This is a genomic window from Rhodococcus sp. 14-1411-2a (assembly GCF_002259485.1).
GTDB lineage: Bacteria > Actinomycetota > Actinomycetes > Mycobacteriales > Mycobacteriaceae > Rhodococcoides.
The window spans coordinates 187272-208891 of sequence record NZ_NPGA01000015.1; the positions used below are offsets into that span (position 1 = coordinate 187272).

The 21620-nt window shown below is 64.7% G+C and carries 20 protein-coding genes; 12 read left to right on the forward strand and 8 right to left on the reverse strand.

What is annotated here, in order from left to right; all coding sequences use genetic code 11:
* Positions 1-23: 23 nt before the first annotated feature.
* Together argG and CH291_RS14515 are read right to left on the reverse strand one after the other, a co-directional pair.
* Complete coding sequence (argG, locus tag CH291_RS14510) at positions 24-1439, reverse strand: argininosuccinate synthase (RefSeq protein ID WP_068048189.1); 1416 nt, start codon at positions 1437-1439, stop codon at positions 24-26.
* Between the two features lie 158 nt (positions 1440-1597).
* Positions 1598-2305, reverse strand: coding sequence for a FadR/GntR family transcriptional regulator (locus CH291_RS14515; RefSeq protein ID WP_068048192.1), 708 nt, complete (start codon positions 2303-2305; stop codon positions 1598-1600).
* Between the two features lie 99 nt (positions 2306-2404).
* On the opposite strand from CH291_RS14515, the gene aspA reads away from it, so the two are divergent.
* The 3 genes from aspA to CH291_RS14530 are packed head-to-tail and all read left to right on the forward strand — an operon-like array spanning position 2405 to position 6165.
* Positions 2405-3844, forward strand: coding sequence for an aspartate ammonia-lyase (gene aspA / locus CH291_RS14520; RefSeq protein WP_094687877.1), 1440 nt, complete (start codon positions 2405-2407; stop codon positions 3842-3844).
* A 4-nt stretch (positions 3845-3848) separates the two neighbouring features.
* The gene (locus CH291_RS14525; RefSeq protein ID WP_094687878.1) at positions 3849-5288 is read left to right on the forward strand and encodes an amino acid permease; all 1440 of its coding nucleotides are present in this window, start codon (positions 3849-3851) and stop codon (positions 5286-5288) included.
* Entirely contained in the window at positions 5281-6165 is an 885-nt protein-coding gene (locus CH291_RS14530) for an asparaginase (protein ID WP_094687879.1), read from the forward strand. The genes CH291_RS14525 and CH291_RS14530 overlap by 8 nt, the downstream gene beginning before the upstream one ends.
* Before the next feature lie 55 nt (positions 6166-6220).
* Here the strand turns inward: CH291_RS14530 and CH291_RS14535 are convergent, their stop codons facing one another.
* Positions 6221-7027: an MOSC domain-containing protein gene (locus CH291_RS14535; RefSeq protein WP_094687880.1), complete on the reverse strand. Its 807-nt coding sequence runs from the start codon at positions 7025-7027 to the stop codon at positions 6221-6223.
* A gap of 21 nt (positions 7028-7048) precedes the next feature.
* Between CH291_RS14535 and CH291_RS14540 the strand changes: the two genes are divergently transcribed.
* Positions 7049-7621, forward strand: coding sequence for an isochorismatase family protein (locus CH291_RS14540; RefSeq protein WP_068048205.1), 573 nt, complete (start codon positions 7049-7051; stop codon positions 7619-7621).
* On the opposite strand, the gene CH291_RS14545 is transcribed toward CH291_RS14540, so the two are convergent.
* From CH291_RS14545 to CH291_RS14555, 3 genes are all read right to left on the reverse strand, one after another.
* On the reverse strand, positions 7618-7953 hold the full coding sequence (locus CH291_RS14545) for a cupin domain-containing protein (RefSeq protein WP_094641020.1): 336 nt from the start codon (positions 7951-7953) through the stop codon (positions 7618-7620). The two genes, CH291_RS14540 and CH291_RS14545, sit on opposite strands and share 4 nt — an antisense overlap.
* Positions 7950-9191 carry a globin domain-containing protein gene (locus CH291_RS14550; RefSeq protein WP_176460415.1) on the reverse strand — a complete coding sequence of 414 codons (1242 nt, stop codon included), beginning with the start codon at positions 9189-9191 and terminating at the stop codon, positions 7950-7952. The genes CH291_RS14545 and CH291_RS14550 overlap by 4 nt, the downstream gene beginning before the upstream one ends.
* An 83-nt stretch (positions 9192-9274) precedes the next feature.
* Complete coding sequence (locus tag CH291_RS14555) at positions 9275-9877, reverse strand: hypothetical protein (RefSeq protein ID WP_094688073.1); 603 nt, start codon at positions 9875-9877, stop codon at positions 9275-9277.
* A gap of 49 nt (positions 9878-9926) precedes the next feature.
* Here CH291_RS14555 and CH291_RS14560 point away from each other — a divergent pair, with 49 nt between their 5' ends.
* Together CH291_RS14560 and CH291_RS26790 are read left to right on the forward strand one after the other, a co-directional pair.
* On the forward strand, positions 9927-11339 hold the full coding sequence (locus tag CH291_RS14560) for a glucose-6-phosphate dehydrogenase (RefSeq protein WP_094688074.1): 1413 nt from the start codon (positions 9927-9929) through the stop codon (positions 11337-11339).
* Between the two features lie 147 nt (positions 11340-11486).
* The gene (locus CH291_RS26790) at positions 11487-11633 is read left to right on the forward strand and encodes a hypothetical protein (RefSeq protein ID WP_156516122.1); all 147 of its coding nucleotides are present in this window, start codon (positions 11487-11489) and stop codon (positions 11631-11633) included.
* Between the two features lie 69 nt (positions 11634-11702).
* On the opposite strand, the gene CH291_RS14565 is transcribed toward CH291_RS26790, so the two are convergent.
* The gene (locus tag CH291_RS14565) at positions 11703-11909 is read right to left on the reverse strand and encodes a PspC domain-containing protein (protein WP_068048215.1); all 207 of its coding nucleotides are present in this window, start codon (positions 11907-11909) and stop codon (positions 11703-11705) included.
* A gap of 296 nt (positions 11910-12205) precedes the next feature.
* Between CH291_RS14565 and ppk2 the strand changes: the two genes are divergently transcribed.
* From ppk2 to CH291_RS14580, 3 genes are all read left to right on the forward strand, one after another.
* Positions 12206-13150 carry a polyphosphate kinase 2 gene (ppk2, locus tag CH291_RS14570; protein WP_179276540.1) on the forward strand — a complete coding sequence of 315 codons (945 nt, stop codon included), beginning with the start codon at positions 12206-12208 and terminating at the stop codon, positions 13148-13150.
* A 958-nt stretch (positions 13151-14108) separates the two neighbouring features.
* Positions 14109-14942, forward strand: a complete 834-nt coding sequence (locus CH291_RS14575) for an alpha/beta hydrolase family protein (RefSeq protein ID WP_094668700.1) — start codon at positions 14109-14111, stop codon at positions 14940-14942.
* 122 nt (positions 14943-15064) lie between these two features.
* Positions 15065-16135 (forward strand): alpha/beta hydrolase, encoded by a 1071-nt coding sequence (locus CH291_RS14580; RefSeq protein WP_094687881.1) that lies wholly within the window; start codon positions 15065-15067, stop codon positions 16133-16135.
* A 3-nt stretch (positions 16136-16138) separates the two neighbouring features.
* On the opposite strand, the gene CH291_RS14585 is transcribed toward CH291_RS14580, so the two are convergent.
* Positions 16139-18172 carry a prolyl oligopeptidase family serine peptidase gene (locus CH291_RS14585; RefSeq protein ID WP_094668699.1) on the reverse strand — a complete coding sequence of 678 codons (2034 nt, stop codon included), beginning with the start codon at positions 18170-18172 and terminating at the stop codon, positions 16139-16141.
* A 115-nt stretch (positions 18173-18287) separates the two neighbouring features.
* Here CH291_RS14585 and lpdA point away from each other — a divergent pair, with 115 nt between their 5' ends.
* The 3 genes from lpdA to CH291_RS14600 all read left to right on the forward strand — a co-directional run bounded on the left by lpdA (position 18288) and on the right by CH291_RS14600 (position 21619).
* The gene (lpdA, locus tag CH291_RS14590) at positions 18288-19703 is read left to right on the forward strand and encodes a dihydrolipoyl dehydrogenase (protein ID WP_037186801.1); all 1416 of its coding nucleotides are present in this window, start codon (positions 18288-18290) and stop codon (positions 19701-19703) included.
* Positions 19704-19929: 226 nt separating this feature from the next.
* Complete coding sequence (locus CH291_RS14595; protein WP_068048004.1) at positions 19930-20745, forward strand: MlaE family ABC transporter permease; 816 nt, start codon at positions 19930-19932, stop codon at positions 20743-20745.
* 94 nt (positions 20746-20839) lie between these two features.
* Positions 20840-21619 carry an ABC transporter permease gene (locus CH291_RS14600; protein WP_231893723.1) on the forward strand — a complete coding sequence of 260 codons (780 nt, stop codon included), beginning with the start codon at positions 20840-20842 and terminating at the stop codon, positions 21617-21619.
* Position 21620 lies beyond the last annotated feature (1 nt).

Consider the following 21620-nt stretch of genomic DNA (forward strand, 5'->3'; position numbering starts at 1 on the left):
AACTGCGAGTTCGGCAAGCAGTTCTAGTCGGTGCCGGACTCGATGGCGGCGTGGTCGAGTGCCGAGGAGTCGACGGAGCTGTCGGGGCCGCTTGCTGCGATGGCGTCGGCTCCGCCTGCGGGCAGTTCGCCGATCAGGTCGCCCCAGGCGGTGAGTTGATTCTGCGCGGCATATTGCTCGAGTTTGCTGCGTGAATCGGCGATGTCGAGGTTGCGCATGGTGAGCTGACCGATGCGGTCGCCGGGGAAGAACGCCTGGCCCTGGCTGCGCTCCATCGACAGCTTCTCGGGGTGGTAGCTGAAGTTGCTGCCCTGGGTGTCGACGATGGTGAAGTCCTGGCCGCGGCGCAGTCGCAGTGTCACGCTGCCGCTGACGACGTTGCCGACCCACCGCTGCAGGCCCTCACGGAGCATCAGCGCCTGCGGATCGAACCAGCGTCCCTCGTACAGCAGGCGTCCGAGTCGACGGCCCTCGTTGTGGTAAGAGGCGACGGTGTCCTCGTTGTGGACGGCGTTGACGAGGCGTTCGTAGGTGATGTGCAGCAGCGCCATGCCGGGGGCCTCGTAGATGCCGCGACTCTTGGCTTCGATGATGCGGTTCTCGATCTGGTCGCTCATGCCGAGACCATGGCGACCGCCGATGGAGTTGGCCTCCATGACGAGGTCGACAGCGCTGTCGAAGGTCTTGCCGTTGATGCGGACCGGGCGGCCGCGCTCGAACTCGACGGTGACCTCTTCGGCGGCGATCTCCACCTCGGGGTCCCAGAACTTAACGCCCATGATGGGGTTGACGATCTCGAGCGAGGTGTCAAGGTATTCGAGACTCTTGGCCTCGTGGGTGGCACCCCAGATGTTGGCGTCGGTGGAGTACGCCTTCTCGGCGGAGTCGCGGTAGGGGAGCGTGCGCTGGCTGAGCCACTGCGACATCTCGTGCCGGCCGCCGAGCTCGGCGACGAATGCCTCGTCGAGCCAGGGCTTGTAGATACGCAGCTGCGGATTGGCGAGCAGGCCGTAGCGGTAGAACCGCTCGATGTCGTTGCCCTTGTACGTCGATCCGTCGCCCCAGATCGAGACGCCGTCTTCCTGCATGGCGCGGACCAGCATCGTGCCGGTGACCGCGCGGCCGAGCGGGGTGGTGTTGAAGTACGTCTGCAGCGACGAGCGGATATGGAATGCCCCGCAGGTCAGTGCAGCCAGGCCCTCCTCGACGAGAGGCTCGCGGCAGTCGATGAGCCGCGCTTGCTCGGCCCCGTAGGCCAGGCCGCGCTCGGGCACATCGGACAGATCCGGTTCGTCGTACTGACCGATGTCGGCGGTGTAGGCGTACGGCACTGCGCCGTGCTCGCGCATCCAAGCCACGGCCACCGAGGTGTCGAGACCGCCGGAGAATGCAATGCCGATTCGTTCACCGACCGGGAGAGAGTTCAATACCTTCGTCACGGCAGCAGCCTAGTAGGGGTCGTTCCGCAGGCTCCACTCCCGGCCTAGTAGGGGTAGTTCCGCAGGCTCCACTCCCGGCCTAGTAGGGGTAGTTCCGCAGGCTCCACTCCCGGCCTAGTAGGGGTAGTTCCGCAGGCTCCACTCCCGGCCTAGTCGTACTACTGATCCGGCCGATCGGCGAGCGACTCCACTGCACCCCGGACCGCATCGAGATGCACGGTCATGGCGCGGGCTGCCGCGTCGTATTCGCCGGATCTGATGCCGTCGACGATCGCGTCGTGTTCGACGTTGGATTGCTGCTGCCGATGTGCGACGAGGTTGAGGGTCTCGGACTGCCGGGTCAACGCATCCCGAATATCGACGATGATCGCCTCGAATACGCGGTTCTTGCTCGCTCGCGCGATCGCCGTGTGGAACTGCGCGTCCAGCAGTACCCAGGCCTCGTGGTCGTCCTCGGAGCGCATCTCGTCGGCCAGACCGGCGAGCACCGTCAACTCCTCGTCGGTACGACGCTCCGCGGCCCAGCCTGCAGCGGGAATCTCCACGTGAGGGCGGGCCTCCATGAGCTCGCGGGCCGCGTAGTTGCCGATGTCGAGGTCGTTTCCGACGCGGTCACGAACGACGAAAGTGCCCAGGCCCGTTTTGGTTTCGGTCAGGCCGAGGGCATGGCAGGAACGTAGCGCCTCACGGATGACCGAGCGGCTGACGCTGTGCCGGGTGGCGAGCGCGGCCTCGGAAGGCAACTTCTGCCCGACGGGTAGATCGCCCGACGCGATCGCCGAGCGGAGGTCGGCGAACACCGCCTCGGCTGCGCTCATTCGGGCATTCGTGGGCGCACTGACTGCCCAGCTGTCCGACAGGTTCATGACGCAATCCTAGCCTGGGGTTGACCGATGAGGTGTTCTGCGCCACACTCTACCTGTCAGACAGCCGGACAGCTGGACACCCCATCAAGGAGCGCAACCGTGGCCGATACCCGCATCGAGAAGGATCTTCTCGGCGAACGCGACATCCCGACGACTGCGTACTGGGGGATCCACACCCTGCGCGCTCTCGAGAACTTCCCCATCACCGGGCGTCCGATCTCCACCAACGCGCACCTCGTTCGCGGACTCGCAGCGGTGAAGTGGGCGGCTGCGTCGGCCAATCAGGATCTCGGAATTCTCGACGCCACCCGCGGGGAAGCAATCCGCACGGCGTGCCAGGAAATTCTCGACGGCCAGTGGCACGAGGAGTTCGTCGTCGACGTCATCCAGGGTGGTGCGGGCACCTCGACCAACATGAACGCCAACGAGGTCATCGCCAACCGTGCGCTGGAGATCCTCGGGCACGCCCACGGCGACTACAGCATGTTGCACCCCAACGAGCACGTGAACGCGTCGCAGTCCACCAACGACGTGTATCCGACGTCGGTGAACATCGCGACCATCTTCGCGGTGCACGAGCTCATCGCCTCGATGAAGGTGTTGCGGGACTCGTTCGGCCGCAAAGCAAGCGAGTTCGCCACCGTCGTCAAGATGGGCCGCACGCAGCTGCAGGACGCGGTGCCGATGACTCTCGGTCAGGAGTTCGGCACCTACGCGATCATGATCGACGAGGACTGCTCGCGGCTCGAGGAAGCTGCACTGCTGGTGCACGAGATCAACCTCGGAGCCACCGCCATCGGCACCGGACTCAACGCCCCCGCCGGATACACCGAATCGGCCGTCGCACATCTGCGGACCATCACCGGTCTGCCGCTGGTGACGGCAACGGACCTGATCGAGGCAACGCAGGACGTCGGTCAGTTCGTCCACCTGTCCGGTGTGCTCAAGCGGGTTGCGGTGAAACTGTCGAAGATCTGCAACGATCTGCGGTTGCTGTCCTCCGGTCCGCGGGCGGGCTTCAACGAGATCAATCTGCCTCCGATGCAGGCGGGTTCGTCGATCATGCCCGGCAAGGTCAACCCCGTCATCCCCGAGGTGCTCAATCAGGTCGCCTACGAGGTGATCGGCCACGACGTCACGATCACGATGGCGGCCGAGGCAGGACAGTTGCAGCTCAACGCATTCGAGCCGATCATCGTCAAGTCCCTGTCCGACGGTATGGCGCATCTGAGTGCCGCGTGCCGCACAGTCGCGCATCGCTGCGTGGACGGCATCACCGCCAACGTCGATCTGCTGCGTGAGCGCGTCGAGAACTCCATCGGCCTGATCACCGCGCTGAGCCCGTATCTCGGATACGTGGAATCGACTGCGATTGCCCAGGAAGCGTTGGTCAGCGGGCGCAATGTGGTCGACCTCGTACTCGAGAAGGGGCTGCTGGCCCGGGACGAGCTCGATCGGCTCCTGAGTCCCGAGCACCTCGCCAACCTTCGAGTGGCGCCGGTCGAGCATGCAGATGCTCCCGAGACGTCGACGAGGTGACGCGATGAGCACCGAGAACAGGAGTGTCGATACCCGCAAGGCCTTCACCGAGGAAGACCCCGGTTATCGAAAAGAGCTGGCCCCACGTCAGATTCAGATGATCGCCATCGGCGGTGCCATCGGAACCGGGCTGTTCATGGGAGCCGGTGGCCGCCTCCGCGACGCAGGTCCGGCGCTGGTACTGGTGTATGCGCTGTGCGGATTCTTCGCCTTCCTGATCCTGCGCGCACTGGGCGAACTGGTGATGCACCGGCCGACCTCGGGCTCGTTCGTCTCGTACTCCCGCGAATTCTTCGGGGAGAAGGTCGCTTTCGCGGCCGGCTGGCTGTACTGGATGAACTGGGCGATGACGGCGGTCGTCGACGTGACGGCCGTGGCGTTGTACATGAACTTCTTCAAGAAGTACTGGGCACCGCTCGGCGACATCGACCAGTGGGTGTTCGCACTCGGGGGCCTGCTGCTCGTTCTCGGTCTGAACCTGGTGTCGGTGAAGGTGTTCGGTGAGCTCGAGTTCTGGTTCGCGCTCATCAAAGTCGTTGCACTGGTGACGTTCCTGTTGATCGGTACCTACTTCGTCATCTTCGGAACGCCCATCGACGGGCAGGAGCCGGGGTTGAGCGTGCTGACCGACAACGGTGGACTGATCCCCAACGGGCTGTTGCCGGCAATCGTGGTGATCCAGGGCGTGGTGTTCGCGTACGCCTCGATCGAGCTGGTCGGTACCGCTGCCGGGGAGACGCAGAACCCCGAGAAGGTCATTCCCAAGGCGATCAACACCGTCATCATCCGTATCGTCGTGTTCTACGTCGGCTCGGTGCTGCTGCTCTCGTTGTTGTTGCCGTACAACAGTTATCAGGCCGGTGAGAGTCCGTTCGTGACGTTCTTCGGAGCCATCGACGTCGAGGGTGCCGACGCGATCATGAACCTCGTGGTCCTCACTGCGGCACTGTCCTCGCTCAACGCCGGCCTCTACTCCACCGGACGCATCCTGCACTCGATGGCGATCGCCGGTTCGGCTCCCGCATTCGCTGCGCGGATGAACAAATCGGGGGTGCCGTACGGCGGAATCGCACTGACGTCGGTGGTGACGCTGCTCGGCGTCGTGCTCAACGCAGTGGTCCCGGCACAGGCATTCGAGATCGTGCTGAACCTCGCCGCTCTCGGCATCATCAGCGCCTGGGCCGTCATCGTGGCGTGTCAGCTGAAGTTCTGGTCGCTGTCCAAGACCGGTGCGGTCACTCGACCTGCGTTCCGCTTGTTCGGTGCCCCGTACACCGGATACGCAACGCTAGGCTTCTTGGCGTGTGTACTCGTGCTGATGGCCTTCGACAAACCGGTCGGTACCTGGACGGTGGCGTCGATCCTGCTCATCGCGCCGATGCTCGTCGGTGGTTGGTTCCTGTGCCGCAAACGAATTCGAGAGGTGGCGGCCGCCGATGAGTGACCATGTCGCGTTGTTGACCACCGGCGGCACCATTGCCAGTAGTCGCGACGAGCACGGGGTTTCTCGTCCGGTCGCCGGTGTTGGGGTGGATGTCGACGGCGTCGCGGTGCGCGAGGTGATGTCGAAGGACAGCTCGGCCTTGGACTTCGCGGATCTCGACACCATTCGTACGGCGGTGGCGGACGCGCTCGCCGAGGACGGATGCGTCGGAGTGGTGGTGCTGCACGGGACGGACACCATGGAGGAGTCGGCGTTGTACGTCGATCTGTTCCACGACAACGAGCGTCCGGTGGTGTTCACCGGCGCGCAGCGCACTGCCGATCATGCCGATCCGGACGGCCCCGGCAACATTGCCGCGGCAGTGGCAGCAGCGCAGTCCGAGCGCGGTGTGCTGATCGCCTTCGGTGGGCGCTTGCTGCCCGCACGGGGTGCGATCAAGAAACACACCACCGAGCTCGACGCGTTCCGCTCAGCCGCATTGTCGCGACCGAAACCGTTGCCGTGGAAGCCCATTGCCGGGGTCCGCGTGGACATCGTTGCGTTGTATCCCGGTGCCGACGGCCTGCAGATCGATGCGTGCCGCCAGGCGGGGGCGTCGGGCATCGTGCTTCAGGCTCTCGGCTCGGGCAACACCAACGCCGCCGTGGTGCATGCGGTGAAAGAAGCAGTGGCGGCTGGGGTGCACGTGGTCGTCACGACGCGGGTGCCGTTCGGTGAGACCTCGCCGACGTACGGCGGCGGCGGGGGTGGACACGATCTGGTCGATGCGGGTGCGGTGTTCTCCCGGGAACTGCGGGCGGGGCAGGCACGGATTCAGTTGGCGGCGCTCGTTGCCACCGGAGCGAGTGACGTGGCTGTCCACAATTCCTTCTCGTAGGCGGGAAACCGTGTGCGGAGGCGAACAGTGGACAACGGCGGCAGTGCCGTTCGAGCTACAGCTCCGACTCGCCCCAACTCTCGACGTGTAGTTCGTCGCCGACGGTCACCGTGCCGTTCTGCAGCACGGAGAATTTCGACCCGAAAGCGACACCCTTCTGTCGGCCGCGGCGGTAGTTACCCAGGGTGCGCAGCGGCTCGGGCCCGGTGCGCTCACCGGTTGTCTGCTCGACAGTGGTGACGGCGCACCGGATCGCCAGCTTGGTGTACGCGAGACGCGTGGATCCGATGGTCACTTCCCGCACCTCGTCTTCCCGATGCGGTTCGTCCCAGCCGTCGACGACGATATTGGGACGAAATCGATTCATCGGCAATGCGGCGGCGAGTCGGGAATTGAGCCCGGCGAGCGTGGCGGTCGAGAGAATGTGGACTGCCGCACTGTCAGCGAATTGTGCTGAGCCGGGCGATATTCCGTCGGTGATCCGGCCGAGGTCGCGCGGCGCGGCGACGAGCCTCGACGGTTCTCCGATCACTTCGGTCAGCCAGCCCGCGACCTCGTCGCCCTGATCGATGCCCCGGATCGGCGTGCGGAACATGGTGATGTCACGCGACTCGGAGTCGCGGTCGATGGCCACGGTCACCGAACCGATCGATGCGTGGTCGAACGTCAGCGACCCGTCCGTCACCGAGCACCGAACGACCGCGAGGCCGGGGTCGCTCCGTTGGCTGCGAAATGCGCCGTCGGCGTCGACGATCATGAATGCGCGATCGTGCTCGAGGCCGGTAGCGCTCACGTGGGCAGAATCCAACAATGCACCTGCGCATCCCTTGACTGGGTAGGTCAGCAGAGACGACACGCGCACTCGTCGAGGATACTGGGATCCATGACTCGTGCGCTGTTGGTTGTGGATGTGCAGAACGATTTCACCGAGGGTGGCGCGCTGGCGGTGGCCGGCGGGGCGGAGGTCGCGCGCAGGATCAGCGCGTACCTGGCGCGCCAGGGCGACGACTACGACCTCGTGGTGTCCTCGCGGGATTGGCACGACGCAGAGGGCGACAACGGCGGGCATTTCGCCACCGATGCCGCACCGGATTTCGTCACCACGTGGCCGGTGCATTGCGTGGCAGGCACGGTCGGTGCCGAGTACCACCCCGATTACGCGACCGGTTCGGTGGACGTGCACGTCTACAAGGGGCAGGGCAAGCCGTCGTACTCGGCGTTCGAGGGCGTCACCGAGGACGGGACGCCCCTGGCCGAGATACTCGCTGCCAACGAGGTCACCGACATCGACGTCGTCGGGCTTGCGACCGACTACTGTGTGCTGGCCTCGGCCAAGGATGCCGTCGCCGAGAAATTCGACGTCCGCGTCCTCACCGACCTCGTCGCCGGGGTTGCTCCCGAGACCTCCGCGGCGGCCCTCGACGAGCTGAGAGCATCCGGCGCTTCGGTGGTCTAGGCCGACGCGACCACCGTCGTCAGCAGCACGGCCGCGTCTGTCATGGCTCGCAAGGAGTGCGGTGCTTCGGGGACGATCAAGAAATCTCCGGACATTCCGCACCACACATTGCTGCCGCTGACCAATTCGACCCGACCGGACAGGACATGCACGGTGGCCTCTCCTGGGTTGCTGTGCTCGGACAGTTCGGCACCGGCAGCGAGCGCGATCAGTGTTTGTCGGAGAGCGTGGTCGTGGCCCCCGTACACCGCCACCGCCGCCCGACGCGACGAGGCGGCGGTGGCCGTCGCGATCTGCGTGCCGACGAGTGCGTCGAGCGAAACCTTCTTCATTCGGTCACGGTGACGGGAGACCACAGGTCCGGCCCGAACACCTCGTAGGAGATGCGGTCCGGCGGTACGCCGCGCTGAAGGGCCGCGAGCCGGACGGCGCGCAGGAACGGCAACGGTCCGCAGCTGAGCACGTGGGTGTCCGCGGTGAAGGCGATCCGGTCGAAATCCATCAATCCGGTGAACGACGTCGAATCGTCCGCGTCGACGGTCTCGTACCAGGCTTGATCGACGACGTCGTCGAGTGCTTCGGCCGCGGTGGCGATCGCCTGTCGCAATGCATGGTCGGCGCGGCTGCGGTCGGCGTGGGCCAGTATCAGTGGTCGGCCGGGCTGAGTTCGAGCGAGATGCTCGACGAGCGGCAGCACCGTGGTGATTCCGGCACCGGCCGTGGCGATCAGCAGCGGTCCTTCGCCGGTAGGTACTCCGAAATCGCCTGCAGGACTGCTCACTTCGAGAATGTCGCCGACGTCGACGGCCTCTTGGAGGTGGGTCGAGACCTGCCCGGGCGGACCGTTCCGTACCTGTGCCACCGTGATCTGCAGGCGGGTGTCGGAGGCGATGGACGAGACGCTGTACTGACGCGGCTGCCGGGTGCCGTCGGCGAGGTCGACGAACACCGTGACGTACTGGCCGGCCGCGAGTGCGGGAAGGGGAGCGCCGTCCGCGGGTTCGAGGACGAGCGAGACCGTGCCGGGGCTTTCCTGCGTGCGCCGCATCACGCGATACGGGCGCAGCGGATTGTGGGGGTCGATGTCTGCCGCTGCGTAGAGGCGCGCTTCGGTGGCGACGAGCTGAGTGGCGAACAACCAGTAGACCTCGTCCCACGCGGCAGCGACGGCGGGAGTGACGGCGGCGCCGAGGATGTCGGCTACGGCACCGAGCAGGTGACGGCCGACGAGGGTGTACTGCTCCGGGGTGATGCCGAGGGTGATGTGCTTGCCGGCGATGCGGCGCAACACCGGCTCGAACGACGGTGCGTCCGGGTCGATCAGTTGCACGGCGTAGCCGACCACCGACGCGGCCAGTGCCCGACTCTGCTCTCCGGTTTCCTGATTCGCGCGGTTGAACAGCCGCCACAGCTCGGGGCGTTCGCCGAGCATCGACTCGTAGAAGCGGGCGCTGATCGTTTCGGAGTGTTCCGCGACCACACCGGCAGTGACTCGGACGACGGCCTCGGCAGCGGGAGACAGAGCGGGGTGGGTGTCGGACGAGGGGCGGGGTGGTGCAGTGAGGGTCACGTCACCACCCTGGCCGCTGCGCTGCTGTCGCAGCAGCCCTTTACGTCCCGACGTCGAGGGACCTTCGTCCCTCGGGTGGCTTTCTAACTGTCGATCGTCGTGGTGATGGAGGTGACCGACGGTGCCGCCGGGGTGCTGCCGAATCCGAATGTCACCGGGGGTGTGACGGGGGTGAGCGATCCGAGGTCCTCGCCCTGCCACGATGCGGAGACGTCGGTGACGCGATGTTGGTGCCTGGCACCGTAGTACTCGCGTCGGCCCCCGCCTGCGCTGCCGCGGGTGCGCACTCCGCGCAGTACGACTCGGGCGATGGGGTCGCTGATCGCGCAGAACCACGGTGCCGTCGACACCGCGTCGGGCACGATGCTCAATGCGCGACCGAGCACGGTCGGCCCGGCGACGCGGATCCTGATCGACAGGTCACCGGCCTGCACCGATCGCCATCCATCCGGCTCCGCTGCGAAGGTCACCGGGACCAGCTCGGTGGAGTCGAATGTGTATGTGGCGGTGACGAATTCGCGTACGTCCTCGTTGGGGGCGATCAGCAGACGCTGTCCGTCCGCGAACTGGACCATGACGTCGGTGAATTCCCCGAGCGGCGACCGCGTCCAATGCCCGACGACGATCCGCACGCCGGACATCGTGCCTACCCCGTAGATCTCACCGTGAAACCGTGATCTGGTCATCACACCGACTGTAGCCATGCTCGGCCCGGGTCGGTGCATAGTGGAGGTCATGGCGTCCTCGCAACCCACTGTATTCGTCCTGTTCGGCGCGACCGGAGACCTCGCGAAGCGAATGGTCCTGCCGTCGTTCTACCAACTCCATATCGAGGGCCTGCTGCCCGAGAAATGGGTCCTGATCGGCAACGGCCGCAAGGACACCTCCGACGACGAGTTCCGCGATCACGTCCGCAGCGTCCTCGACGAGTTCGCCGAGAACGTGGACGACGGCGATTGGTCCGAATTCTCCGAGCGAATCCGTTTCGCGGGCAACGGCTTCACCGTCGACGATCCCGGTACGTTGCCCGAGATCGTCGCCGAGGTGAAGAAGGACATCGGCGACGACGCCCAGCTGGTGCACTACATCGCGTTGCCGCCCAGCACCTTCGTCGATTACACGAAGGCCCTGGGTGCACACGATCTCGCCGAGGGTTCCAGGGTGGTCTACGAGAAGCCCTTCGGCACTTCTCAGAGCAATTTCGAGGAACTCGACAAAGCCGTCCACGAGGTCGTCGAGGAAGAGCAGGTCTACCGAATCGACCACTTCCTGGGCAAGGAAGCGACCCAGAATCTGCACGTGCTGCGGTTCGCGAACGGCATGATCAGCGGCATCTGGAACTCCGAGCACATTGCTCAGGTGCAGGTCGACGTCCCCGAGACCCTCGACATCGACGACCGCGCCGAGTTCTACGACGAGACCGGTGCCGTGCTGGACATGCTCGTCACGCACCTGTTCCAGGTCGCGGCCGAGGTGGCGATGGAACCGCCGGCGTCACTGAAGGCCGAGGATCTGCAATCGGCTCGGGAGACGGTGATCGGGAAGTTCCGGGCGTTGGACACCGACGAGGTGGTACTCGGTCAGTACGACGGTTACCGCGACGTCGAGGGAGTCGACGACAACTCCGAGGTCGACACGTTCGTGGCGGCCAAGCTGTGGGTCGACACCGACCGCTGGCGTGGAGTGCCGTTCCTGCTGCGCACCGGAAAGATGCTGGGTGTCGGAGCGCAGCGGGTGTCGTTGGTGTTCCGCAAGCCCGCCGACAGTCCGCTCACCGAGCTGCCCGAGGACGGGGCGGTGCTGTCCTTCGATCTGTCCGGAGACGGCAGCATCGACATCGCCATGACGGTCAAGGAACCGGGCCCGGATTTCGATCTGTCGGTGGGACATCTGGCGTTACCGCTGAAGTCGGTGCCCGACGCAGAGCCGCTCAGCCCATACGCGCGCCTGATCCTCGATGTGCTCAGCGGAGACAGATCGTTGTTCACCAGGCCGGACGGTCTGGCGCACGTGTGGGATGTCGCGGCTCCCTTGCTGAGCAACCCGCCCGAGGTGAAGAGTTACGAGCCCGGTTCGATGGGACCCGCCGAGGCAGACGCGCTCGCCGCACCCTGTGGCTGGTTGATCACCGGGAATACCGAGGGCTGAGTCTGCGTCGCGTTTCGGGGTCCGAAACAGTCGGTGGGTCCTTTTTGTCCGAAACGATGGACTGTACCGAGTTGCCGACGATATGTTTCTGACGCTCTTACATCACCCGTCAGACCCCCCTCGACGTTTCTCGAAAGGCCTTCACCCATGTTCTTGGACCTCATCACCGATCTCCTGCCCATCCTCGGTGGCGGCGAGGAAGGCGGCCTCGGCGACCTCATCACCGGCGGACTGCTCGACGGCTTGCTCGAGGGACTCCTCGGAGACAGCACCGGTAGCTTCGGCTCCAGCTAGTCCCACATCGCAGAAGGCCCTGCTCCTCGTCCGTCGAGGAGCGGGGCCTTCTGTCGTGCAGGTGGGCCGTCACGGCCGGAGCGGCATCAACATCAACCCCGCGAGGTAGATCAGCACGACGGTGCCGCCGGTCAGGACCGTGCCGGCAACGGTGGCGAGGCGGACGATGTTGACGTCCCAGCCGAAATATTCGGCAACGCCGCCGCAGACGCCTCCGATCATCTTCTGCGAACTGGACCGGGTGAATTCTCTGGGGGAACCGCTCTCGAATGTCATGGTGAAAAGTCTGCGTCATCAACGGCTTTCGGCACATCGGGGGTTTCACCCATATCGACCCCGATAAACGGACGGTCCGGCAAACGGTGCTCGAACAGGATCTCCGACTTTTACGCGCCGAGACCTGGACCGGACGCTTCGGTGAGGGTTACGGTCGCACCCGATCGGTCGTAAGGCGTATCGCGCGTACCCGGCTCGTCCCCCTTGCGGGCCGGGTACGCGCAACGCTGCCGCAGGCGTGTGGTGTTCACCGAACCGCCATGGAATGGTCACCGATGAGCACTAACTTTCGGCACATGACCGACAATGATCTGCGCAACGGTGAGGCTCCACGCACGAACCTGAGCGACTTGCTCGACATCACCGAGGCGGTAGATCTTGCCGACACCTCGGGCTTCGCCGTCGACGACTCCGACGACGACGATCCGATACTGCTGACCGTCCCCGACGGCCACGTCGTCGACACCTGGCGCGAGAACTACCCGTACGACGAGCGCATGACGCGCGCCGAGTACGAGCTCGAGAAGCGTCTGCTGCAGATCGAACTCCTGAAGCTGCAGATGTGGACCAAGGAGACCGGTCGACGGCACGTCATCGTCTTCGAGGGCCGAGACGCCGCCGGTAAGGGCGGCACGATCAAGCGATTCATGGAACACCTCAACCCGCGCGGTGCGCGTGTGGTTGCGCTGGAGAAGCCGTCGGCGCGCGAGTCGACCGAGTGGTACTTCCAGCGTTACATCGCACACCTGCCCGCGGCCGGGGAGATCGTCCTGTTCGACAGGTCCTGGTACAACCGTGCGGGCGTCGAGCGGGTCATGGGTTTCTGCACCGACGAGCAGCACGCCCACTTCGTTCGCCAGGCACCGCTGTTCGAGCAGATGCTCGTGGACGACGGCATCAGTCTGACCAAGTTCTGGTTCTCGGTGTCGCAGCACGAGCAGCGCACCCGCTTCGCCATTCGGCAGGTCGACCCGGTGCGGCAGTGGAAGCTCTCGCCCATGGACCTCGCCTCGCTGGACAAGTGGGATGCGTACACCGCGGCGAAGGAAGAGAATTTTCGCGCCACCGACACCGATGTCGCACCGTGGACGGTCGTCAAGAGCAACGACAAGAAGCGGGCTCGCATCAACGCGATGCGTTTCGTGCTCAACAAGTTCGACTATGCCAACAAGGATCCCGAGATAGTCGGGGAAACAGACCCGTTGCTTGTGGGCCGCGCGAAAGAAGTGATCGGCGAATAGTTTTCACTGCATAACCGGTGAGATTTCCGGTGAACCGTTGCGGCACCATCTTTCCGGGGTCTCGAGTTGATACCGGGTGCTGCGCCAAACCTTAGCGTGCGGTAAGAACGAGGGAGGTCGTATCACCTACGGCTGTACGTACACGCGAGCATCAGGAGTTCTCATGGGTTCAGCAGCACAGTTCATTTCCGACATCGCTTCGGGCGTCTACGACGGCATCGTCGACGCGATCGTCGATCAGATCGTCGGCGTGCTGACGTCGGGTAGCGCCGCTTAATCGTCCGTAGCGCGTCGCGGTCGCAGTCGGGGGCGGCCGCGACGTCTCGGCACCGTCACCGTTTTGTGATATCGCACCAAGATTTTCGACTTTTACTGTCATTTCCGTGTACAGAGCGTGACCTTCTGAGGTAGAAATCTTCTTGCAGAGATCATCGCGTGACACAAGTCACTGCAAATCTGCATACCCCCCTCGATGAAGGAGTAGTTCCATGTCCGCTGAGCTCGGTGACCTTTTCGCGATCCTCCTCCAGCTGTTCTCCGGTATCAGTTCGTCTTCGGACTGACGTACCTCGGTTCCGTACCGTCGGCCTCGGATTCGTGAGCACCCGGTCGGAGCCTCCAGCAAGGTCCACCCGCGACATCGGCGCGGTGTTCGTGATGCCGGTTCGGCATCGAATCCCACTCTCTTCAAGGAGAATTCATGGAATTGCTCGCGATCTTGCTTCAGCTGCTCGCGCTGGGTAGCTCGGAAGGTAGCGGCTCGGGCACCATCGAGATCCCCGGTCCGTCCATCTGACCCACGACCACGAGCCGGGCTCGACGCGACGTCGAGCCCGGCTTTCGTGGTTCGAAGTCGCTCGATCGGTCGAGAAGTCCTGCGAGCCTCGATGATTCGGTAGCGGTTCGGTCCTCAGGGGCGTCGGGGCTGGCCGGTGAGTACTCGGCATAGGGTTGCCCGATGCAGACGGTTCCGATTCAGATGCCCGACGGTTCGACGGTGCCGGTCTCACTGTTCCCCGGTGAAGGCCGCGACGATGCACCCGTCATCGTCGTTCTTCCCGGCCTCGGCATTCCCGGTGGTTACTACCGACTGTTCGCCGAGGCGCTCGTCGCGCGCGGTTTCCACGCCGCGATCGGTGACCTGCGCGGCCAGGGAGACAGTGTGCCCAAGCCGAGTTCGGCGAGTCGGTACGGGTATCAGGAGCTGGTGTCGGTCGACTTACCGGCGATCTTCGAGGTGGTTCGCGAGCAGTTCCCGGAGGCGACGCCGTACTTGCTCGGGCACAGCATGGGTGGGCAGCTCGGCTCGATGTACGCCGCGCGCATCAGGGGCAGGCTCGGCGGATTGATCCTGGTGGCGTCGGGCTCGCCGTACCACCGCGGTTTCGGTACGACCCGCGGTGTACCGCTGTACGTGGGCGCGGCGGCGATGGCGATCACCAGCAACATCGCCGGGTTCTGGCCGGGGGATCGCATCGGCATCGGCGGATTCGGTCGGCAGTCGCGGGTTCTGATCGACGATTGGTCCCGGTTCGCGCGCAGTGGCTCGATCGAGCCTGCTGGGGCCGACATGGACTACGAGGAACGGATGGGCCGTCTGACGCTGCCGGTGCTGGCGGTGACCATCGAGGGCGACGACCTCGCGCCTCGCGGCTCGATGGACAACCTCGTACGCAAGCTCGCCCGTGCCGATGTCACCTCGGTACACGTCGACGAGCCGCTCGGGCACAACGGTTGGATCCGTAACCCCACGGCGGTCGCCGACCTCGTTGCGGAGTGGATGCACAGGTAATTCGCACGAACTAACTTTTGGTCGTTTCACACGCTATTCGTCATTTCTACCTACTTTCGGTTCGTTTTGGTGTAAGAAGTTTTTGAACCAGCAATTGTTCGACGACGATAGTGAGCACGACTATGAACGGCCAGGGGGATTCGGTAGGTCGAATCGGTGGTGGGGAGCGGTGTCGCCGATCGCGTGCGCTGCGCAGAGTCGTCGTCCTGTGTGTGGTGGCATGCGTCGCAGCAGTAGCGCACCCACTCGCCTCCGCGGCCCCGGCCGACTCGGTGGCCGGTCCGACGGAGTCGTACGTGGTGCGCACCGAGGTGGCCGACGACACCGCGATGACCGCGTTCGTCCACTCCGCCGCGATGAACCGAACGATCCCACTCAAGATCCTGCGATCTCCCGATCGGACGACTCCGGGCCCCACTCTGTACCTGCTCAACGGCGCGGGCGGCGGACTCGACGGAATGGATTGGTACACCCAGACCGACGTCGTGGCGTTCTTCGCCGACAAGAACGTCAACGTGGTGACTCCCGTCGGCGGGGCCTACTCCTACTACACGGACTGGCAGCAGGACGATCCGAGGCTCGGACGCAACCAGTGGGAAACGTTCCTCACGGCCGAACTGCCGCCGCTCGTCGACGATCTGTTGGATACCAACGGCCGCAACGCGATTGCAGGTATCTCGATGGCTGCGACCTCGGTCCTGAACCTCGCCGCGCACCACCAGGGGCTGTATCGAGCCGTCGGTTCCTACAGTGGATGCGCGTCGACCACCGACCCGTTGGGGCGGGCATACGTCAAGACCGTCGTGTCCATGGCGCTCGGCGCGAACGTGACGAACATGTGGGGGCTGGACGACCACCAGGACTGGGTACGCAACGATGCGGTGGTCAACGCCGAAAAGCTGCGTGGCACAGCGCTGTACATCTCCAACGGTAGCGGACTGGCCGGGGCATCGGACACCCTCGACGGCACCAATCCCAACGGGCCCGGCTTCGTGTTGCTCAACCAGATGGTCGTGGGCGGTGCCATCGAGGTGGCGACCGGAGACTGCACACGGAGGCTGAAGACGGCCCTCGAACAGCTCGACATCCCGGCCCACTTCGAGTTGCGTGAGCGCGGCACCCACTCGTGGGGCTACTGGCAGGACGACCTGCACGATTCCTGGCCGATGTTCGAGGACGCGCTCGCCGGCTGAGAATCAGCTGCGAGCGAGGTGCCGCCACAGAAATTCGTAGGTCAACGCCGTCTTGAACGCCAACTGCGCATTGTCCGACGCCCCGCCGTGCCCACCTTCGATGTTCTCGTAGTAGCTCACGTCCTGACCGAGTTCGGCCAACCGAGCGGCCATCTTGCGTGCGTGTCCCGGATGGACGCGATCGTCGCGGGTGGACGTGGCGATCAGAATTGGCGGATACGGACGCTCGGATGCAGCGACGACGTTCTGGTACGGGGAGTACTGCGAGATGAACTCCCACTCGTCCGGGTCGTCGGGGTTGCCGTACTCGGCCACCCAGGACGCGCCCGCGAGCAGCAGATGGTACCGCTTCATGTCCAGCAGTGGGACCTGACATACCAACGCGCCGAACAGTTCCGGGTACTTCGTCACCATGATGCCCATCAGCAGGCCGCCGTTGCTGCCGCCCTGAGCGGCCAACTGTTCGGTGGTGGTGATGCCTCGGGTGACGAGGTCGCGTGCGACAGCGGCGAAGTCCTCGTGCACCAGATGGCGTCCGGCACGCAGTACCTGGGTGTGCCACGACGGCCCGTACTCGCCGCCGCCGCGGATGTTGGCGACGACGTAGGTGCCACCACGTTCGAGCCACGCGCGTCCGGTTGCACCGCTGTAGCCGGGTGTCATCGAGATCTCGAAGCCGCCGTAACCGTAGAGCAACGTCGGTCCGGGTCCGGAATCCGCGCGTCGGACGACGAAGTACGGGATGTCGGTACCGTCGTCGGACCGGGCGAAGAACTGCTCCACCGTCAGGCCGTCGGCGTCGAAGAACGCCGGAGCCTGTTTGAGGACTTCGAGCTCGCCGCCCACCGTGCCCACCAGCAGTGTCGCCGGTGTCAGGTAGCCGGACGAGGAGAGGAAGTACTCGTCACCGTTCTCCTCGGCGTCGGTGCCGACGATCTCGGTGGACGTCAGGTCCGACAGCCCGTCGATCGTGCTGACGTCCCACTCGTTCGCGCCGGGGGTCAGCACGTGCAATTTCGTCCGTACGTCCTGCAGCGTCACCAGCAGCAGGTGATTCTCGGTCCACGCGTACTGGTGCAGTGACGTGTGCGCGTCCGGGGCGAAGAGGACCGTGAGAGCGATTGTGCCGGAAACGAACTCGTCGAAATCCGTAGCGAGCAGCGCGCCGGCCGGATAGGTTCGGTCGCCGACCGTCCACGGCGTCATCGTGCGGATCAGCAACCAGTTCTCGTGCACCGAGGTCGACGCGTCGGTCGGCGTCGCGATCCGGGTCAGGGCAGAACCGTCCAACACGTAGGTCTCGGAGTTGTAGAAGTCGGTGGCACGCTGGACGAAGTCGCGCTCGAAGCCGGGGGTCCGGTCGTGCCAGGCGGAGATCGAGATGTCCTGTGCTGCACCCTCGTACACGGTCTCGGCGTCGGCGAGTGGGGTGCCGCGATGCCACCGCTTGGTGATACGCGGATAGCCCGATTCGGTCAGCGAACCGGGCCCGAAATCCGTTCCTACGAAGACGGTGTCGGCGTCGATCCAACCGATGTCGGTCTTGGCCTCCGGTAGCGCGAATCCGCCGTCCTCCGGGGCGCGAAAGGTGCGGGAGTCGAGATCGAACTCACGGACCACCGTCGCGTCGGCCCCGCCGCGGGAGAGCGTCACCAGTGCCAGTCGTTGATCGGGACGCAGCACCTGCGCGCCACCCCACACCCAGTTCTCGTCCTCGCTGCCGGCCAGCGCATCGAGATCGAGCAGCACGTCCCACACCGGATTCTCGGTTCGGTACTCGTCCATCGTCGTTCGACGCCACAGGCCGCGGACGTGTTCGGCGTCGCGCCAGAAGTTGTACAGGTACTGCCCACGACGACGGGCGTACGGAATGCGGGCGTCGGTGTCGAGTACCTCGCGGATGCGGGACTCGGTGGCATCGAACTCGTCTCCGGCCAGTTCCTCGACGGTCACCCCGTTGCGGGTGCGAACCCAATCGAGGGCCTCCTCGCCGGTGACGTCTTCGAGCCAGAGGTACGGGTCGTCCGAGATTGCCATTCCACAGTTCTAGCAGCAGATGCGCCGTCGGGTCGGTCGGCGCTCGCGTGGCTACCGGCTGGTAACGAAGACCAGGTCGAGACAGCGTCGGAGGTCACGACTACGCTGGGGACTCGTGACCTCACACTATGACGTCGTTGTCCTCGGAGCCGGTCCCGGTGGGTACGTCGCTGCTATCCGCGCGGCACAACTCGGACTCAGCACTGCCATCATCGAGAAGAAGTACTGGGGCGGTGTGTGCCTGAACGTGGGCTGCATCCCCTCGAAGGCACTTCTCCGTAACGCCGAGCTGGCGCACCTCTTCACCAAAGAGGCGAAGCTGTTCGGTATTTCGGGTGAAGCGTCCTTCGACTTCGGCGCAGCGTTCGATCGCAGCCGCAAGGTCGCCGACGGCCGCGTCAAGGGCATTCACTTCCTGATGAAGAAGAACAAGATCCCCGAGTACGACGGCAAGGGCACGTTCACCGATGCCAACACCATCGAGGTCGAGCTGACCAAGGGTGGCACCGAGACGATCACGTTCGACAACGCGATCATCGCGACCGGCAGCACCACCAAGCTGCTCCCGGGAACCGAGCTGAGCAAGAACGTCGTCACGTACGAAGAGCAGATCATGACCAAGGATCTGCCGGGTTCGATCCTCATCGTCGGTGCCGGTGCGATCGGCATGGAGTTCGGGTACGTGCTCAAGAACTACGGCGTCGACGTCACCATCGTCGAGTTCCTCGATCGTGCGCTGCCCAACGAGGACAAGGACGTCTCGAAGGAAATCGAGAAGCAGTACAAGAAGCTCGGCGTCAAGGTCATCACCGGTGCGGGCGTGCAGAGCATCGACGACGACGGCTCCAAGGTCACCGTCGCGATCAAGCACAACAAGTCCGGTGAGAGCGAGACCTTCACCGTCGACAAGGTGATGCAGTCCGTCGGATTCGCGCCCCGCGTCGAAGGATTCGGCCTCGAGAAGACCGGCGTGGAGCTCACCGATCGCGGTGCCATCGGCATCACCAACACGATGCAGACCAACGTGCCGCACATCTACGCCATCGGCGACGTCACGGCCAAGCTCCAGCTGGCCCACGTGGCCGAGGCGCAGGCTGTCGTTGCTGCCGAAACCATCGGCGGCGCAGAGACATTGCCGATCGACGACTACCGCATGATGCCGCGTGCGACGTTCTGCCAGCCGCAGGTCGCGAGCTTCGGCCTCACCGAGGACCAGGCCCGCGAAGAGGCTCAGGCCCGCGGTTCCGACATCAAGGTCGCGAACTTCCCGTTCGCCGCCAACGGCAAGGCACACGGACTGGGCGACGCCACCGGCTTCGTCAAGCTCATCGCCGACACCGAGCACGGCGAACTGCTCGGCGGACACCTCATCGGACCGGACGTGTCCGAGCTGCTTCCCGAGCTGACCCTGGCCCAGAAGTGGGACCTCACGGTCAACGAGCTCGCCCGCAACGTCCACACGCACCCGACGCTGTCGGAGGCACTGCAGGAAGCGATCCACGGCCTCGCGGGCCACATGATCAACTTCTGATCCCTGCCCTACGACGACAACGGCGGCGACCACTTCGGTGGTCGCCGCCGTTGTCGTCGGTGCCCCTCGGCCCGGTCGCTTTTCGGAACCTTCACGCGGCCCGGCGAAGTCTGTGACTTGTCATAGCTCGGTAAGTGAAGAAAACGTCACTTGGTCGACGGTCGGCTGGTAATTTCCGTTCCTGCGCGGGGGAGTCGCACTGAACAGAAAGCCGGGGGGTGGGGAATTGTCGTCGCCGACATCGACGCTCGCACGCGTCAGCGACGGAGTTGCCAGTGGATTCCGGACGTTCGGGCGAACTCTGGAGCTGGGTGTACTGGCCTTCGTCCACCTCGTCCGCGACATACTCACACTGCGACATCCGTGGCGCGACACCATCGATCAGGCCTGGTTCGTCGTCACCGTCACGGTGGTGCCGGCAATACTGGTGTCCATTCCGTTCGGCGTCATCGTGTCCGTTCAGGTCGGCAGCCTCACCGATCAGATCGGTGCGACGTCCATCGCCGGAGCCGCGGGTGGCCTCGGGGTCATCCGCCAGGGCGCACCGATCGTCGCGGCACTGCTGTTGGGCGGTGCGGCAGGCGCGGCAGTGGCAGCCGATCTGGGTGCGCGCACCATCCGGGACGAGATCGACGCGATGTCGACCATGGGAATCGACCCGGTTCGCCGGCTGGTCACACCACGGCTGGCGGCCATCCTCCTGGTGGCACCGTTCCTGTGCATCCTCATCATCTTCATGGGACTGGCCGCGGGCTATGCGATCAACGTCGGTTTTCAGAGTGGGACGCCCGGTAGCTACATCAGCTCGTTCGCGTCCTTCGCCTCGGTGACAGATCTGGTCGTCGCGCTGGTGAAGACCGAGATATTCGGGGTCATCGTCATCATCGTGGCCTGCCAGCGAGGGTTGTCCGCCGCACACGGACCGCGCGGGGTAGCCAACGCGGTCAACGCGTCCGTCGTGCTCGGTGTGGTGTCCGCATTCACCGTCAACGTCGTGATCACGCAGTTGGTTGCGATGTTCATGCCGCAGAAGTTGGGCTGAGATGGCAACTCCTTCGCGGTACACCGTGCACGGCACCGCTCACCTCACCCGTGGTGCGAGATACCTCGGGCGCAGGCCGTTCGACGTACTCGAAATGCTGGGCCATCAACTGACGTTCTGCGTCAAGGTTCTCGCCGCGATACCCCATACGGTCCGCTCCTATCGGCGTCAGATGCTGCTCATCCTCAGCGACATCACCTGGGGCAGTGGCAAATTGATCGTCGGTGGCGGAACCGTGTCGGTGCTGGTCGTGCTGGGGGTCGCGGTGGGTGCGTCCGTCGGGATCGAAGGGTTTAATTCCCTCGGCATGGTGGGGATGGAGCCGTTGACCGGTTTCATCTCGGCGTACGCCAGCACTCGGGAACTGGCCCCGATGATCGCGGCCATCGGATTCGCGACGCAGGCGGGATGCAGGATGACCGCCGAGATCGGTGCGATGCGTATCTCGGAAGAGATCGACGCCCTCGAAGCTCAGGGGATTCAGTCGATGCCCTTCGTCGTCACCACCAGGGTGATCGCGGGAATCGTCACGATCGTGCCGCTCTACCTGCTGACCCTCATTCTGAGCTACCTGTCGTGTGCGGTGGTGGTTCGCGTTGTCGGCGGACAGTCCTCGGGCACCTACGACCACTACTTCAGTGCCTTCCTGCAGCCGGTCGACGTGCTGTTCTCACTCCTGAAGGCCGCGGTGTTCGTCGTGACGATCATCCTGATCCACGGCTATCAGGGGTACTACGCCTCGGGCGGCCCGGAGGGAGTCGGGCGCGCCTCGGGCCGCGCCATCAGGGCCAGCCTCGTTGCCGTGGTGGTACTGGACATGATCATGACGCTGGTCCTGTGGGGATTCGACTCGGGCATAAGGATTTCGGGGTAGA